The organism is Marinobacter sp. es.042 (assembly GCF_900188315.1).
In the GTDB taxonomy this organism is placed as follows: domain Bacteria; phylum Pseudomonadota; class Gammaproteobacteria; order Pseudomonadales; family Oleiphilaceae; genus Marinobacter.
The window spans coordinates 2,590,189-2,606,226 of the sequence record NZ_LT897781.1 but is presented as its reverse complement, the minus strand read 5'-3'; the positions used below and the strand labels follow the sequence as shown (position 1 = coordinate 2,606,226).

The window sequence follows — 16,038 nt, the reverse complement described above, 5'->3', positions numbered from 1 at the left end:
AGTACCCTTGGCAGACACTGTATTGATCGAAGGCCTCGTTGTGGAAACTGTGGTCGGCGTTTATGACTGGGAGCGGGAAGTCACCCAGAACCTGGTGATCGATCTGGAAATGGCCTGGGATAACCGGGTGCCGGGTCGAACAGACGATGTCGCCGATGCCCTGGATTATGCGGCCGTCAGTGCCCGGGTGGAGACCTGTCTGCAGGCACTCAGGCCGCAACTGCTTGAGCACGGCGCTGAGGTGCTCGCCAAAGCCTTGCAGGATGAATTTGGCATCACGTGGCTTCGGTTGGCGATACGCAAGCCGGGCGCCGTACCTGCGGCACAGGCGGTGGGTGTGCAAATCGAGAGGGGAGTCCGGTGATGGCAGCGACCGTTCGGGTTTATATCAGTATTGGCAGCAATGTCGACAGGGAACGCTACGTCAGGGCAGCGCTCGATGCACTGTCGGCATGGTTTGGCGAGCTGATCATCTCCCCGGTCTACGACAGCGAAGCGGTCGGGTTTGATGGCTCGCCCTTCCTGAACCTCGTAGTGGGCGTGGATACGTCCCTGTCGGTTGCCGAGCTTTCGAAGCGTTTCAAACAGTTGGAGGCGGATAACGGCCGGCGTCGGGATGTGCCTAAATTCAGTGCGCGAACGCTGGACCTCGATATTCTCACCTATGGCAGTGCCGTCGGGTGCATCGATGGCGTTGAACTGCCAAGGGGTGAAATCCTGAAAAACGCTTTCGTGCTTCGGCCACTGGCCGACATAGCGCCTGAAGCGCAGCACCCGGTGTGCGGCAAAACCTATGGCCAGCTATGGCGGGAGTATAATACCGGCCAGAAGCTCTGGCCGGTGGGCTTCAACTGGCAGGGTCGGCAGATTTCACACGCTGCCGGTTGAGCGGAACAGCTCAATGAGGTGATCGGTCGAGCTGTCGCAGGCCTGGGTGTCACCTCCCTCGCCCAATAGACGCGGCAGGATGCCTTTACCCAGTTGCTTGCCGAGTTCCACACCCCACTGGTCAAACGAATCCACGTCCCAGATAACCCCCTGCACAAAGGTTCTGTGCTCGTAGAGCGCGATCAACGCGCCCACAGTCTCCGGGGTTACCTTCTCCATGGTCAGGGTGTTGCTTGGCTTGTTGCCGGGGATCACCTTGTGTGGCGCAAGCTGGTCAATCTGGCTTTCATTCCGCCCTTCAGCTTTCAGTTCGGCCCTGGCTTCTTCCAGTGATTTCCCGGCCATCATGGCCCTGGACTGGCTTAGGCAGTTGGCAAACAGGTCGGCGTGATGGGTGGCCACCGGATTGTGGGTTTTCAGGGGTATGATGAAGTCTGCCGGAATCAGGCGGGTGCCCTGATGGATCAACTGGTGGTAGGCGTGCTGGCCATTGGCACCGACGCCGCCCCAGATGACCGGGCCGGACTGCCAGGCAAGTGGGGTGCCCGCTTGCGTAACGCTCTTGCCGTTGCTTTCCATATCCAGCTGCTGGAGGTGGTCTGGCAGGCTGCGCAGGTAGTGATCGTAGGGCAGGATCGCATGGGTCTCGGCACCCCAGAAATTGTTGTACCAGATGCCCAGCATGGCCATCACCACCGGCAGATTCGCCGCCAGCGGCGCTTCACGAAAGTGCTGGTCCATGGCATGGGCGCCGGCCAGCAGGGCCCGGAAGTTGGCCATGCCAACGCTGAAGGCAATGGGCAGGCCGATGGCTGACCACAGTGAATAACGGCCGCCGACCCAGTCCCACATCGGGAAGACGTTCTCCGGATCGATGCCGAAGTCCTGCGCCGCCGGCACATTGGCCGTCACGGCCATGAAATGCTGCGAAACCGCCTGTTCATTCCCGCAATGATCAAGAAACCACTGTTTCGCGACTTTGCTGTTCTCGAGGGTTTCCTGGGTGCGGAATGACTTGGACTGGATCAGGAACAGAGTGGTTTCCGGATTGACCTGGCGCAGTGCCTCGCAAATCTCGGTGCCGTCAATGTTGGCCACGTAATGGCAGCGAACGCCGGCCTGGGCGTAGGGTTGAAGCGCTTCGCCCACCAGCTTCGGGCCCAGGTAGGAGCCGCCGATACCGATGCTTACCACATCGGTGAAAGGCTTGCCGGTGTACCCGGTGCGGTGTTGGCCCAACACCTCCTCCACCAGGGTTTCCATGCGTTGCAGGGTGCGCTGCACCTCGGCGACCACGTCTTCGCCGTCAACGGTGATGGCGTCGGTTCCCGGGTTGCGCAATGCCGTGTGCAGGGCAGGGCGATCTTCGGTAACGTTGGCTCTCTTTCCGCTGAGCAAGGCCTCCCGCCTTGCTTCCAGGTTACAGCTGCTGGCCAGCGCCAGAAGCGCGTCGAGCACTTCGTCAGTGATCCGATTCTTGGAAAAATCCAGTGACAGCCCTGCGCCTTCAATGAAATAGCGCTTTGCCCGCCCGGGATCCCGATTGAACAGGTCCTTCATGAGAACGCCGTCCAGGCGTTGCCGTTGCTCCTTCAGTGTCTGCCATTCGGGTTTCGAGGTCAGTACTGCAGGATGTGCGGGCATCAGAGGTTCCTTGTCTGTTGGCTTATCGGGTCAGGGACAGGTTATCGATCAAGCGGGTGGTGCCCAGGAAAGCTGCCGTCAGGATGGTAATCTCCCGATCCTCAGCCGTCGCCGGTTTGAGTGTCTGACTGTTGACGATATTGAAGTAATCCGGCCTGAGCCCTGCGTCCCCGAGATTTTGCTCAGCTTCGCTTTCCAGGGCCTGGAAGTCTGTACGACCATCGGTGATCTTGGCCGCCGTGGCCTGCAGGGTCTGGTAGACCGCCGGCGCGATTTGCCGTTCCTGGGGCGTCAGGTAACCATTGCGCGAGCTTTTCGCCAGGCCGTCGTCCTCTCTCACCGTGGGGCCGCCCACCACATCCACGGGGATCATCAGATCCCGGACCATTTTCCGGATCACGGCCAGTTGCTGAAAATCCTTCTCGCCGAATACAGCAAAGTCCGGCTGAACCATATTGAACAGCATGGTGACCACCGTGGCTACGCCCTCGAAGTGACCCGGGCGACTGGCGCCACAGTGGCCATCGCTGACATCCGGCACAACCACCTGGGTCTGACTTGCCAGCCCTTCCGGATAGATTTCCTCTGCGGAGGGCGCGAATACCAGTGTGTTACCGGCCGAGGCGAGCTTGTCCTGGTCTTCAGCCAGGGTTCTCGGGTAGGTCTCAAGATCTTCGCCGGCCCCGAACTGCATCGGGTTCACGAAGATGCTGGTAACCACCACATCCGCCATTTCCGCTGCTTTGCGCACGAGGGAGATATGGCCCTCGTGCAGGTTGCCCATGGTGGGTACCAGACCGATGGTTTTGCCCTGCTGCCGGTAGCCGCGGAGGATGGTTCTCAATTCTTTTAAAGAATGTACGGTTCTCATGCCTTGAACGTATGCTCCTCAGCGGGGAATGAACGCTCGCCTACGGCTTTCACATAGGCCTGGAGGGCTTCCTGTACCGAATCTGTTTCAGCCAGGAAGTTCTTGACGAATCGTGGCTTACGGCCAGTGGTAATGCCCAGCATATCGTGCAACACCAGAATCTGTCCGTCGGTGTCTGGCCCGGCACCTATGCCGATGACCGGTGCTTTGACGGCCTGGGCGATGCGTGCCGCCAGCGGCGCGGGAACGCACTCCAGCAGTATGATATCGGCTCCGGCGGCTTCCAGCTCGCAGGCGTGCTCGATCATCATCTCCGCCGCTTTCTCGTCACGGCCCTGGACCTTGTAGCCGCCAAATTTATTGACGAACTGCGGCGTCAGGCCCAGGTGTGCGCATACGGGCACGGCGCGCTCGGTCAGAGCGGTAATGGTTTCTTTCATCCAGTCCGTACCCTCGAGTTTTACCATGTGTGCGCCCGCTCGCATCAGTTCCGCTGCGTTCTCCAGGGCAGACTCGACCGTGCCGTAGCTCATGAAGGGCATGTCGGCCATGATCAGGGACCCACGGTTTCCTTTGGCCACGCAGCTGACGTGATACACCATCTGGTCCATGGTCACCGGCAGGGTGCTGTCATGCCCCTGAAGCACCATCCCGAGGGAGTCGCCGATAAGGATTACGTGAACGCCCGCTTCACTGACCACCTGGGAAAAGGTGGCGTCATAGGAGGTAAGGGCAGCGAAGGCTTCGCCCTTCTGCTTGAACTCACGCAGGGTATTGATGGTAACAGCCATAGAATCCTTGCCTTTTGGGTGGATGGGCCTGGGCGTGCCGGGGTATCGGCATTGAAGTGTTAAGGGTAATCCGCCGGTGGAAGCTTGCGCAAGCCGTTGTCGGGGCATTGGCGACGCAGTTTGGCAATCGGTGTGCCGTCGGGCAGAGTCAGGCCGGCCTTCAGGTCCAGCAGGGGCTGGATTGCAAAGTCCCGGTTTCGAAGCTCCCGATGGGGGATGGTGAGGCGCTCATCGTCGAGTACCTGTTCGTCGTAGAGCAGTATATCCAGGTCGAGCGTGCGGGGACCCCAGTGTCTGAGCCGTTCCCGGCCATGCTTCTGTTCGATACTCTGCAGTTCGTCAAGGAGTTGGTGCGGTGGCAGGGAGGTTCTAAGCCACACGGCACCGTTGACGAAGTCCGGCTGGTCCTGGGGGCCGACCGGGCGGCTGGCATAAAACGGCGATTGGGCTACCAGAACTGTTTCCGGCAGGGTAGCCAGGGCGGAGACCGCCCTGGCAAGTTGATCAGCAGGGTCTTTCAGGTTGCTGCCAAGACCGATAAAGACGTCTGTCATCATTACTGAGCGGGGCGTTTGGCCGGTTTGCGGCGGCGACGACGCTTTTGGGGTGCATCGGTGCTCAGCTGTGACAGCATCCGTTCCTGGCCCCGTTCATCCTGTGCCTGGAACTCGGTCCACCATTGGCCAAGCCCGTGTTCAATCTCGCCGGACGCCTCGCGAACCAGCAGGAAATCGTAAGCCGCGCGGAACCGTGGATGAGTCATGGTGGCAAAGGCCCGTTTGCCCTGTCGGCGGGGCAGGCGCATCTGGAGTTCCCAGATTTCCTTCATGGGCCCGGAGAAACGTTTCGGAATCGAGGTTGCCTGCACCTGGCGGCCAATCACCTTTCCGATGGCGCCGTGCAGTGCCGGCTGGACCGGGTCACCGTTATCCTGCCTGCGATGCCACTCCGCCTGGAGTGCAGGCCAGAGCATGGCGGCAAACAGGAAGTAAGGCGTAACCGACTTGCCCTGGGCAATACGGGCATCTGTGTTTCTGAGAGCCTGCCGTATCAGTTCATCCGGTTCTCCGTTCTGGATAGCCCGGGCGGTCTCCGGAAACAGTGGTTCGAGAAGGTCATAACGGTTGAGCAGATCGTAGGTGGCCTCACCATGGCCGGCTGAAAACAGTTTGAGCACTTCTTCAAACAGTCGGGCCGGAGGGATATGGGTCAACAGTGGCGCCAGCTCCCCAATGGGGGCTTCAGTTTCGGGCTCAATGTCGAAGTCGAGCTTGGCCGCAAAGCGGATAGCGCGAAGCATCCGTACCGGGTCTTCCCGATAGCGGGTCTCCGGGTCGCCAATGAGACGCAGCTGGCGGTTGCGAAGATCCTCGATGCCATTGGCAAAATCGATCACGGTAAAATCGCGGATGCAGTAGTAAAGCGCATTGACGGTGAAGTCGCGACGCAGGGCGTCCTCTTCCTGGTTGCCGTAGACATTGTCTCGCAGCAGCAGGCCGTGTTCACTGGTCCTGCGATCGTCATCATCGGTGTCGGTATCGGCTTCCGCGGCGTTGCCCCGGAAAGTAGTCACCTCAATCACTTCGCGGCCAAAAACCACGTGGACAATCCGGAATCGCCGTCCGATCAACCGGGAGTTCCGGAACAGGTCGTGCACTTCCTCGGGGGTGGCATTGGTCGCAATGTCGAAATCCTTGGGCTTGCCGCCCAGCAGGATGTCTCTTACGCCGCCGCCCACGAGGTATGCTTCATAGCCTGATTTGTTCAGGCGATGCAGAACTTTCTTGGCGGGTTCGCTGATTACCGAGCGGGAGACGTTGTGCTGGTCCCTGGGAATTTCCCGTCGCTGGTAGGTGCGGGCTTTCTTTTTTCCGTTGCCGGGCATGAAGGAACGGAGTTTGTCGACGAGTCTTTTAGGCATTGAAATCCGTGGTTGCGATGAGCAAAAACCGAGAGTTTAACGGTTTGAGCAGGATTTGCACACGTTTGCCTTGGATTACAGTTCCGGAGCCCAGATAATCAAAAGGCGGATCCGTTCTCACGAATCCGCCCTCAAAGCGTTGACGATCTGCATTGTTTTTGTTTTTGCCGGGATTTTTCTTGGTTTTTGTACCCCACTGCATATCCCCATTGAGGGGCATCTCAGCAGTGCAAACGGAAAGCTTTGAATACACAGAGCGGTCAGAGACATCGAGCGGGTCCAGGGTAGCTGCAGCGTCACCTCTGAGGCGATTCTTCTCTACATCTACAACTCGCACGTGCCGTGGGACCACTAAAAAGCAAAGTACCCAAAACACTCAGTTCGCTTACGTTCTGTTGTTGTTTTTGTTACCGAACGCTTCCCGCAGCTTTTTGTTCTTGTTGTTGGCGCTGCTTTGTCACTCTTGTTTTTGTTGTTGTGCGCCAAATAGGTTGCAGTCCGTGTGCCAGTTTTTGAATTTCCTTGGTTAACAGAGTCTTACGATTTTTTAGGTCATAAGTGTTACCCCGTATTCATCCTAAGTGTTACTGAGATCACGTTACTTTAGTGAGGAGTGTTACCGACAGGAACATGGGGTAACAACTGAGCCTGGGTTCACACTATGCCAGGCTCAGTTGCCGGAGGATTTTTTCCGGGGGATGCCGAGACGCTGGCGACGTTCCCAGAGTGATTTTCGGCTGATGCCCAGTTTCTGGGCCAGTTCCGTCTCACTCATGCGATCCTGGTTCTCGAGAACAAAATGCTGGAAGTAATCTTCGAGGGAGAGATCGTTGGACGCATCCACCTCCCGGGTATGTGTCTGCTCGTTGTTGCCGTCCACGAGAGTCTCGGGGATGTATTCGTCGCTGCCTTCGCTGTCCAGGTCCAGCAATGAGGGCGTGATCACGTCGCCGTCACACAGGATGGTTGCGCGCTCAATGGCGTTCTCCAGTTCCCGTACGTTTCCCGGCCAGCGATGGCGTTCGAGGGCGCGCATGGCTTCGGGGCTGAGATTGAGATCGGGCTTGCCCATTCTCTCGCCCTGGCGCTTCAGGAAGCGGCGGGCCAGTCCCAGAATATCGCTCTGGCGCTCACGCAGCGGCGGGATACGGATCTGCATGACGTTCAACCGGTAGTAGAGGTCTTCCCGGAATTCCCCGGTACGCGTCATGGCCTTGAGGTTTCGGTGGGTGGCGGCAATCATCCGCACGTTGACGGTACGGCTCTGGGTGGAGCCGACTTTCCGGATCTCGCTCTCTTGCAGGACCCGTAGCAGGCGTGCCTGGGCTTCGGCCGGCAGTTCGCCGATTTCGTCCAGAAACAGGCTGCCGCCATCGGCGGCCTCGATCAGGCCGGTCCTGGCCGATACCGCACCGGTGAAAGCGCCCTTTTCATGGCCGAACAGTTCCGATTCAATCAGGCTTTCGGGGATGGCCGCGCAGTTGACCGAAATCAGCGGCTTGGCAGCGCGGGGGCTGAGCAGGTGCAGGGCGCGGGCCGCCAACTCCTTGCCGGTTCCTGATTCGCCCTGGATCAGGACCGTGGTTTCTGTCGGTGCTACTTTACGGATCAGCGTGAATACCCGCTGCATTGGCTCACACTGGCCGAACATGATGTTGGCAGGATCGCTGCTTTCCGGCGTTTCCAGGGCTGGTGCCGAGCCGTCACCCGAGTTCCGGTCAGCGGGTTTCCTGGCCAGAATGTTTTCGACCGCGGCCAGCATTTCATCGTGATCAAACGGTTTGGCGATGTACTCAACGGCGCCCATTTTCATGGAGTCCACTGCTGATCTCAGGCTGGCATAGCTGGTCATGATCAGCACCGGCGTGTTGGGTGCGCGATTGATCAGTTCGGTGCCCGCTGCGCCCGGCAGGCGCAGGTCGGAAATGATCAGATCGAACTGATCGGGTTCGTGGTTCTGTTCGGCTTCCTCAACGGAGGCGGCATCGGCGACCTCATAGCCGGCATGCAGCAACAGTTTGCGCACTGCCGAGCGAATAATGTCTTCGTCTTCCACGATCAGAATGCGAGGCATAACAGTTTCAAGACCTTTGGTTCTGGCTGATGGCAATAGTGCCGGTTTCCGGTTCGTAGGCTGGCAATCTCAGCCTCACGCAGGTTCCGCGGCCGGTGTCGGCATTAGCCGGGCTTTCCACCTGAACGTTGCCATAGTGCTCTTCAATAATGCTGTACACCAGCGACAGGCCAAGACCGGTTCCCTTGTTGGGGGCCTTGGTGGTGTAAAACGGCTCGAAGATATGATCGAGTTGATCTCCGGGAATACCGGAGCCCTCATCAACCACCTCGATGATAGCGGAGTAGCCATCGCCCTTTCCACTGACCCGGATGGTGCCGCCTTCCGGTGAGGCATCGCGGGCGTTTGCCAGCAGGTTGACGAATACCTGGACCAGGCGCTGCTCATCTCCCAGCACCTGCAAAGAGGGCGGGCAGTCGTTGACATAGTGAATGCCCAGGCCCTTGTCACTGAGAGACAGCAGGTTGATCGATTCTTCCACGCAGCGGTGAATCGTTATCGGCTCGTACCGGTTGGCCTGGGCATGGTTGCCGGTGCGGGCAAAGTTCATCAGCGACTGCAGGATGGTGGAGATTCGCCGTGTCTGCTGCTGTATCTGGTCCGCCGTGTCGAGAATATCCGGGTTGTCGGTTTCCAGTTTCAGGTTCTGGGCCAGGGAGGAGATACCGGTGACCGGGTTCCCGATCTCGTGGGCGACACCGGCGGCGAGTCTTCCCACCGATGCCAGCCGTTCGCTGTGCATCAGTTCGTCCTCAAGCAGCCGCGTTTCGGTCTGGTCCTCCACCAGGATAATGCTGCCACCTTCGGTGTGGTCCGGCCCGCTCAGGGCCGCTTTGTGAAGGTTCAGCCAGTGGGGTTTGCCTCGCAGGTCCAGCCGGTGCTTGTAGCGATGCAGGTCCGGGCCACGGTTGAAGTCATCAAGCAGCAGGTGCCAGTGCTCGGGCAGTGCCATCAGCCTGGCACCGACCACGTCATCAGCGGTGATGCCGGTGAGCGCCTCCATGGCGTGGTTCCACATCAGGATTTCACCGTCCTCGCCTACGGAGCAGGCAGGAATCGGCAGGTTCTGAAGGGTCTGGCGGTAATGCCGGCGCAGGTTGTCCAGCTCGCCGGCCAGGCCGGTCAATCGGTTCTGGTAGTCGCCGAGGGCGCGCTCCACATAGCGGATGTCCTGGGCGGTGCCGCCCTGGGCCATGGGCTTGAAGCCGAGATGGCGCTTGACCATGTCCCGGGCTACGGAGGGGCCGAGCAGGCCGGACAGGTTTATTTCCACCTGGTCGCGCAGTCGCCTGAGCTGGTACGGCCGATACTCCACATTGGGCAGTTTCAACTGGCCCAGTGCCCGCTCCACTTCTCGCCGCGCCACACCATAGCCCAGCGGCTCCGCTAACTGTCTCACAAAGTCACTGGAGGATGTGGCCAGCAATTCACGGCGTTGCGGGCGGGACAGTGCGCCCAGTGAGCAGGCCTGGGCTGCGCTGTTCTCCTCACTGGTGCTGGTGCTGAGGATGGAAATCAGCGCAAACACGGTAATGTTGGCACTCAGGCTGACGAACGTGAAGATATGCCAGTTGCTGTAGTCCGGTATCAGTGGCGCATCCAGCCAGGCCAGCAGATTGGCCGTGTGCGAGAATGGCAGCACGAGCGTCACCACCCAGATGGCCAGCCCGACAACAAGGCCGGCGATCAGGCCGCGGCGATTGCCCTCGGGCCAGTAAATCACGCCCAGGGCGCCGGGCAGCAGTTGCAAAGTGCCGGAGAGGGAAATGGCGCCGAGAATGGACAGGTCGAGGTTTTTGCCGACAACTTCATGAAACAGCAGCGCCAGGAAAATGATCACGGCGATGAGCAGGCGCTTGATCCACTGCAGCCATTGGTAGATATCGCCCTGGTCTTTCGGGGTTTTCAGGGGCAACACCACGTGGTTCAGGGCCATGCCCGCGAGTGCCAGGGTGCTGACGATCATCAGGCCGCTGGCCGCAGACAGGCCGGCAATGTACATGAGCAGCGTCAGTACGGGGCTTTCCAGCGCCTGTGCAACCCCGATGGCAAAGAAGCCGGGCCCGGTGGTCACTGCCAGTTCCTGGCCCCCCCATAGGATAAGGGGCACCGGCAGGCCGAGCAGTAACAGATAAAGCGGCAGACCCCAGCTGGCTTTGGCCAACGCCTTGGGAGAGGGGTTCTCGCTGAAGGTCATGTGATACATGTGTGGCAGCACCAGAGCACCGGCAAAGGACATCAGCATCAGTGCCCGCCAACTCCCATCGTCGATGCTCAGGGTCATGGTGGTGGCCGGCGACGTCCGGTTGTCCAGCCAGCTTTCCAGTCCGCTCATACCGTCAAAGACCCCAAACAGAATGACGCCCCCGAGCACCAGCAATGCCACAAGTTTAACCAGCGAATCAAAAGCAATGGCCAGCACCAGCCCCTGATGGTTTTCCGAGTTCTGGTCGCGCCTTGCCCCGAATAGCATGGCGAAAAGCACCACGATCAAGCTGAACATCACGCTGATTACCGCAGGCGATGTGTCCGGCGCGAGAATGCTCGCAGAGGTGGCGACGGCCTGTATCTGCATGCTCAGCAAGGCCAGAATGGCCCCGCCGGAGCAGAGGGTGACCAGGGTGCCAGCCCACTGGCTTCGGTAGCGGTAGGCAAACAGATCGGCGAGGGACGTGAGCTGATAGGCGCGTCCGATCCTCATGACCGGGTTCAGAAGCACGGGCGCCAGCAGGAAAGCGCCGCTGATGCCGAGATAGTAAGCCAGAAAGCCGTAGCCGGATTCGGCGGCCATACCAACCGCACCGTAGACGGCCCATATGCCGGCATAGACGCCCAGGCTGAGCACATAAACCAGGGGGTGGCGAACCCAGCGCCGGGGGACCATGCCTTTTTCGGTGAACCAGGCGATGCCGAACAGCAAAATCAGATACAGGAGGCTGGCGAGCAGCAGGCCGGAGGGACTAAAACTCATTGGGGTCTCGCCGCCATTCCAGCCAGAAACCGATGGCAATCAGCCCGGCCCAGATAAGGTAGGGGCTGTACCAGACGTTTCCCGGCGAAGTCCACCAGTCAAGGATGTTGGGCGAAAAGATATAGATGGCCAGTACCAACAGGAAGACCAGACGGTAGATATACATCAGGCATGCTATCCGCGCTGAGGTGTGAGAAGGGCTTTATACCATGTCCCTCACTGGGATGTCAGGTGGATGGCGCCCCGTCGCCAGTTACTCCGGCCCCACTCCAGCAGCGAATCCAGCGAACCGCTGGCCAGGTTGGCAGGCGGGTTCTGGCCAAGGGCAACGAGCGCCATGAACAGGTTGTCGACAGGCTTGTTATCATCAAGAGCTGGCGCATGGGTCTGCTTGCTCAGTTTCTGACCCTGCTCATTGAGTATGACCGGGATGTGAAGCCAGCGTGGAGGAAGAGCTCCCAGGGCCCGATAAATCTGTTGCTGCTGCGCCGTCATGTCCAGCAGATCCGAGCCACGCACCACGTCCGTGATGCCCTGATCAATGTCATCGACCACCACCGCCAACTGATAGGCGTAGAACCCCTCCTTGCGGAGGATGACCGGATCGTCAAGCTCTGCTTGCACCGTCTGGTGTTGTGGCCCCAGCAGCTGGTCGTGCCAGTGGCAGTCTTCGTCTTCGAGGGCAAAGCGGATCGCGAATGGCCGGTCACCGTCGATTTCTGTGCGAGTGCGACACTGGTTCGGGTGGCGCCCCTCATTGGCCTGCAATTCCTTGCGCGAGCACTGGCAACGATACGCGTAGCCGCTTTCAAGCAGCCGGTTAATGGCGTGCTGATAGGCGTCGTGACGTCTGGATTGAAAGCGTACCGGCTCGTCGGGAAACAGCCCGTGGGCGTCAAGGCTGGCAATGATCTGGCCGGTCGCTTCCGGCGGCTCTCTCAGAGGGTCCAGGTCTTCAATGCGGATAAACCACTGGCCGCCCTGGCTGCGGGCTTCCAGAAAGCTGGCAAGTGCGGTAACGAGGGAGCCAAAATGCAGCGGGCCTGTCGGAGAGGGCGCAAACCGGCCCCGGTAATGAGGGTTGTTCATGGCGGTAAGTCAGCCGGCGGGGCTGAGAAAAGCCCCAACCGGCAGCTGTTGCGTAGTAGGCTCAGATGCCGGTCTGGCGTTCGCGAATCTCGGCCAGTGTCTTGCAGTCGATGCACAGGGTGGCTGTTGGTCGAGCTTCCAGACGGCGGATACCGATTTCCACGCCACACTGATCGCAGAAGCCATAGTCGTCTTTGTCGATGCGGTCGATGGTCTGGTCAATCTTCTTGATCAGCTTCCGCTCGCGGTCGCGGGTACGCAGCTCCAGGCTGAATTCTTCCTCCTGGGTTGCGCGATCGCTGGGATCCGCGTAATTTGCGGCGTCTTCCTGCATGTGGTGCATGGTGCGGTCGACTTCTTCCATCAGCTCCTGCTTCCATTGCAGCAGCAGATCCTTGAAGTGCTGGAGCATTTCCGCACTCATGTACTCTTCACCCTTCTTCATTTCATAGGGGGTGAAGTTGGTAAAACGTTCGCGTGGTTGTTCTGCAGTAGTTGCCATTGAACCCGGCCTCTTGTTTGTACTTCACAAGAACGGTTTGCTTCCCTCCGCGTGAGCCCCCGTGGCTGCGCGGTTATACCCTGGATGAAGCATTCGTCCTGAAACGGGAATTTGCGGAAAATAGCAGATTAGTCACGGGGGTGCCAGCCTTGTGACATCGACTTTTGTACGGAGATCACATGAAGTTTCCAGAACCGCTGGTTGAAGGCCGGCTTATCCGCCGCTACAAACGCTTTCTGGCAGACGTGCGGCTGCCGGATGGTTCAGAAATTACGGCCCATTGTCCGAACACCGGCTCCATGCTGGGCTGTCAGCCGGAGGATGCCCGAGTCTGGCTTAGCTATAGCGATAACCCCAAGCGCAAACTCCAGTACACCTGGGAGTTGGTGGAAACCTCGCCCGGGCAACTGGCCTGTGTGAACACCGCCCGGCCGAACAGCCAGGCCCGGGCGGCTGTGCAGGCCGGCACCGTGGCGGAGCTGGCCGGCTATTCCGAGTGCCGCGCCGAGGTTAAGTATGGTTCGGAGAAAAGCCGGATCGACCTGCTGCTTTCCGGCCATGACACCGCGGCCGATGCCTGGGTGGAGGTCAAGAATGTCACGCTGGCGGAAGATGCTCAGGGTTTTTTCCCCGATGCGGTGACCGAGCGCGGCCAGAAGCATCTGCGGGAGCTGATTGCCCAGGTTGAGCAGGGCGATCGCGCAGTGCTGTTTTTCGTGGTGAATCACACCGGCATTCAAACCGTTCGCCCGGCGGACCATATTGATCGAAAATACGGTGAGTTGCTGCGGGAGGCCTGCGATGCTGGCGTGGAAGTGATTGCCTATCGTGCCGATCTGAGCGAGAGCGACGGCACGCCAACAGGTGTGTTGACCCTGACCGAATCGGTGCCCGTTATTCTGGAAGTCTGACCTCAATCTGGCCGTCCCGCTCCCGCAGGTCCAGCTGGGCGAGCGCATCGCCCTGGCAGGGCCCGGCAATGCATTCGCCGTCTGAGGGCTTGAACAGGGCGCCGTGGGTGGAACACTGGATAAACAGGTTGTCGGAATCCATGAACCGGCCGGGCATCCAGTTCAGTTCAACGCCCAGATGCGGACAGATGTTCAGGTAGGCGCGGGGCGTGCCACCATCCAGAAACAGGAACCCGGTCAGCGGCATGCCTGCCGGCTCCCGGGCCTTCTCCCGGAGCCGGAATTCCACGAATTGGCCCAATGCCAGCTCAGAGGCTGGACAGACGGGCTGCCAGGTATGCGGGACGCTGCTCATTTCGGCAAGATTGTGTATCGCATGCGGGTCCCGTGATTCAGGGACATGACGACCTCATCGGCGTCCAGGCGATGCGGAAAATAGCAGCCGGAAATCTTGGCGCTGGCAATACTGGAGCCTTCCATTCGGGATTTCGAGAAGTCGACACCTCGCAGGTCGGCGCCCCGGAAGTAGGCGTGGCGGAAATCCAGCCCCTTGGCATCCATTCCCCTGAGATCCAGACCCCGGAAATCGCCATGGGCGAAACTGGGGAACTCTGCAAGCTTTGCCTTTTCAGCATTGAACGCCTGCATGTCCTCGCTACGAAGAATATCGTAGAGCGGGTGACTGATCTGATGTACTTCGTGTTCGCTTTTATCGTCCATATCGAACCTCGCGCTCGCCAGTGGGAGCCAGTTGTTGTTCTTAGTCGGCCTTTCCGCCGGGGATGCCCAGGTGTTGGCGGATACGGTCGGCCACCGCCTCTGCCACATGCTCCTGGTCAGTGTGCAGGTGGATGGTGTGGCTCTTCTCTTCCACGGTTAACGGTTCAAACCAGGTTTGCTGGGCGTCCAGCAATTCCTCGGTTGCCTCGGAGGCATCGCCCTTGCGATTGCGGATCCACTCCCGGCGCAGATCTTCCGGCGCCTCGCAATGGATCAGGGCAAAGGGCACACCCTGATCTTCGGCTATCGATGCCAGCAGGGCCCGCTCTTTCTGTTTCAGGCTGGCGGCGTCCACAATCACCGGGAAACCGGCGGCCAGAACGTGACTGGCAAGCTCTGCCAGCCGCTGATAGGTTTTCTCTGTCGCTTCCTCGGTGTACAGATTGCCACCGGTCGGTGAGCGGGAGCTCTCCAGGGGTGCCAGTCCGTGCAGGCGCTTGCGTTCGACATCGGAGCGCAGGCGTATCAGCCCCAGTTCATTGGCCATGGCGGCGCTGACGCAGGTCTTGCCGCTGGCGGACAGCCCGGTGGTTGCCAGCAGATAGTGATTCGGAATAGTGCCGTAATCCTCGGCCAACTGGGCGTAGGCTCGATAGCGCTGCATCAGGTCGGCTTTTTCAGCATCAGTGAGCCCCGGGTTTCCCATGGTAAACAGGGCAATCTTGGCGCGCACCATAGCCCGGTATGCCTTATAAAGCGGCAACAAGGGCAGGGCTTCGAAGTCGTCGCGGTATTCCAGGTACGTATTGAGCACCTGGTTGGCAAGGGCGCTTTCCCCACGGGACTCCAGATCCATCAACAGGAACGCGAGATCGTTGATCACATCGATCCAGCGGAACGGTTCGTTGAATTCAATGCAGTCGAAAACCGTTACCTCATCCTCGAAGCGGGTGATATTGGCGAGATGGAGGTCGCCATGGCATTCCCGCACCATTCCGCTGTCGCGACGACGGGCAATCAACTCCCGGTGGCGTTCGAAGGTGGATTCGGTCCAGGCCTGGAGGTTGTCCAGCTGCATGAGCAGATCCGAATCGTCAATCATCGGCCGGATCTGGTCAAAATTTTCCTGCATGGCAGCGAACACGGCTTCCGGAGTGCCAAGCGGCTTGTCGTCCGGCACAGGCGGTAGCTGCTCATGGAAGGCAGCGACCTGACGGGCCAGGTCCGTGAGTGGTTCGGGCGTCAGCTTTCCCTGTTCCTGCAGGCGATCGAAGAGATGCTCCTGGCCGAACTGACGCATTTTGATCGCGTATTCGAAGGCTTCTCCCTCCCCACCGAGGATGGGGTTGTCGGGCGTGCCGGTGATGGGTACCACCTCCAGATACAGTTTGTCGGCCAGTCGCCGATTGAGCCTGAGCTCCTCCTCGCAGAAATGCTTTCGGCGATCGAGGGTGGAGAAGTTCAGGAAGCCGAAATCCATCGGCTTCTTGATCTTGTAGGCGTAGTCACCGGTCAGAACCACCTGTGAGATGTGAGTTTCGATAACCTGGAAACCATCGACAGGATGGTCGTACAGGTCTGGATTCTGCATGGCCAGAATCAGATTGCCTGGGGATGTCTCACTCACCGTGCTCTCCTCGCGTTCCCTGAACCTAT

17 protein-coding genes are annotated in these 16,038 nt (G+C 59.5%); 3 read left to right on the top strand and 14 right to left on the bottom strand.

Annotation, left to right across the window (positions count from 1 at the left end):
* Positions 1-7: 7 nt before the first annotated feature.
* Together folB and folK (CFB02_RS12265) are read left to right on the top strand one after the other, a co-directional pair.
* Positions 8-364, top strand: a complete 357-nt coding sequence (gene folB, locus CFB02_RS12270; RefSeq protein ID WP_088558202.1) for a dihydroneopterin aldolase — start codon at positions 8-10, stop codon at positions 362-364.
* Positions 364-888 (top strand): 2-amino-4-hydroxy-6-hydroxymethyldihydropteridine diphosphokinase, encoded by a 525-nt coding sequence (gene folK, locus CFB02_RS12265; protein WP_088558201.1) that lies wholly within the window; start codon positions 364-366, stop codon positions 886-888. Before folB ends, folK (CFB02_RS12265) begins: the two co-directional genes overlap by 1 nt.
* Here the strand turns inward: folK (CFB02_RS12265) and pgi are convergent.
* The 11 genes from pgi to dksA form a co-directional block, all read right to left on the bottom strand.
* Positions 871-2,532 carry a glucose-6-phosphate isomerase gene (pgi, locus tag CFB02_RS12260; protein WP_088558200.1) on the bottom strand — a complete coding sequence of 554 codons (1,662 nt, stop codon included), beginning with the start codon at positions 2,530-2,532 and terminating at the stop codon, positions 871-873. The two genes, folK (CFB02_RS12265) and pgi, sit on opposite strands and share 18 nt — an antisense overlap.
* Positions 2,533-2,554: 22 nt before the next feature.
* Positions 2,555-3,403: a pantoate--beta-alanine ligase gene (gene panC, locus CFB02_RS12255; protein ID WP_088558199.1), complete on the bottom strand. Its 849-nt coding sequence runs from the start codon at positions 3,401-3,403 to the stop codon at positions 2,555-2,557.
* Positions 3,400-4,194: a 3-methyl-2-oxobutanoate hydroxymethyltransferase gene (gene panB, locus CFB02_RS12250; protein WP_088558198.1), complete on the bottom strand. Its 795-nt coding sequence runs from the start codon at positions 4,192-4,194 to the stop codon at positions 3,400-3,402. The genes panC and panB overlap by 4 nt, the downstream gene beginning before the upstream one ends.
* Before the next feature lie 59 nt (positions 4,195-4,253).
* A complete protein-coding gene (folK, locus tag CFB02_RS12245) occupies positions 4,254-4,751 on the bottom strand; it encodes a 2-amino-4-hydroxy-6-hydroxymethyldihydropteridine diphosphokinase (RefSeq protein WP_088558197.1) in 498 nt (165 codons plus the stop codon).
* Positions 4,751-6,115 (bottom strand): polynucleotide adenylyltransferase PcnB, encoded by a 1,365-nt coding sequence (gene pcnB / locus CFB02_RS12240; protein ID WP_088558196.1) that lies wholly within the window; start codon positions 6,113-6,115, stop codon positions 4,751-4,753. Before pcnB ends, folK (CFB02_RS12245) begins: the two co-directional genes overlap by 1 nt.
* The gene (locus CFB02_RS18380; RefSeq protein WP_227519203.1) at positions 6,108-6,452 is read right to left on the bottom strand and encodes a hypothetical protein; all 345 of its coding nucleotides are present in this window, start codon (positions 6,450-6,452) and stop codon (positions 6,108-6,110) included. Before CFB02_RS18380 ends, pcnB begins: the two co-directional genes overlap by 8 nt.
* A gap of 333 nt (positions 6,453-6,785) precedes the next feature.
* The gene (locus tag CFB02_RS12230; protein ID WP_088559240.1) at positions 6,786-8,189 is read right to left on the bottom strand and encodes a sigma-54-dependent transcriptional regulator; all 1,404 of its coding nucleotides are present in this window, start codon (positions 8,187-8,189) and stop codon (positions 6,786-6,788) included.
* Between the two features lie 7 nt (positions 8,190-8,196).
* Positions 8,197-11,160: an ATP-binding protein gene (locus tag CFB02_RS12225; protein WP_088558194.1), complete on the bottom strand. Its 2,964-nt coding sequence runs from the start codon at positions 11,158-11,160 to the stop codon at positions 8,197-8,199.
* Entirely contained in the window at positions 11,150-11,326 is a 177-nt protein-coding gene (locus tag CFB02_RS18190; RefSeq protein WP_008173184.1) for a hypothetical protein, read from the bottom strand. Before CFB02_RS18190 ends, CFB02_RS12225 begins: the two co-directional genes overlap by 11 nt.
* 50 nt (positions 11,327-11,376) lie before the next feature.
* Entirely contained in the window at positions 11,377-12,249 is an 873-nt protein-coding gene (gluQRS, locus tag CFB02_RS12220; protein WP_088558193.1) for a tRNA glutamyl-Q(34) synthetase GluQRS, read from the bottom strand.
* 61 nt (positions 12,250-12,310) lie between these two features.
* The gene (gene dksA, locus CFB02_RS12215) at positions 12,311-12,751 is read right to left on the bottom strand and encodes an RNA polymerase-binding protein DksA (RefSeq protein ID WP_008173182.1); all 441 of its coding nucleotides are present in this window, start codon (positions 12,749-12,751) and stop codon (positions 12,311-12,313) included.
* A gap of 179 nt (positions 12,752-12,930) precedes the next feature.
* Between dksA and sfsA the strand changes: the two genes are divergently transcribed.
* Positions 12,931-13,662: a DNA/RNA nuclease SfsA gene (gene sfsA, locus CFB02_RS12210; RefSeq protein WP_088558192.1), complete on the top strand. Its 732-nt coding sequence runs from the start codon at positions 12,931-12,933 to the stop codon at positions 13,660-13,662.
* On the opposite strand, the gene CFB02_RS12205 is transcribed toward sfsA, so the two are convergent.
* From CFB02_RS12205 to CFB02_RS12195, 3 genes are read right to left on the bottom strand one after another with little or no spacing between them, the layout of a single operon-like run.
* Positions 13,646-14,017 (bottom strand): Rieske (2Fe-2S) protein, encoded by a 372-nt coding sequence (locus tag CFB02_RS12205; protein ID WP_088558191.1) that lies wholly within the window; start codon positions 14,015-14,017, stop codon positions 13,646-13,648. The genes sfsA and CFB02_RS12205 overlap by 17 nt on opposite strands.
* Positions 14,014-14,382 carry a pentapeptide repeat-containing protein gene (locus CFB02_RS12200; protein ID WP_088558190.1) on the bottom strand — a complete coding sequence of 123 codons (369 nt, stop codon included), beginning with the start codon at positions 14,380-14,382 and terminating at the stop codon, positions 14,014-14,016. Before CFB02_RS12200 ends, CFB02_RS12205 begins: the two co-directional genes overlap by 4 nt.
* Before the next feature lie 40 nt (positions 14,383-14,422).
* The gene (locus CFB02_RS12195; protein WP_413772096.1) at positions 14,423-15,973 is read right to left on the bottom strand and encodes an AAA family ATPase; all 1,551 of its coding nucleotides are present in this window, start codon (positions 15,971-15,973) and stop codon (positions 14,423-14,425) included.
* Positions 15,974-16,038 lie beyond the last annotated feature (65 nt).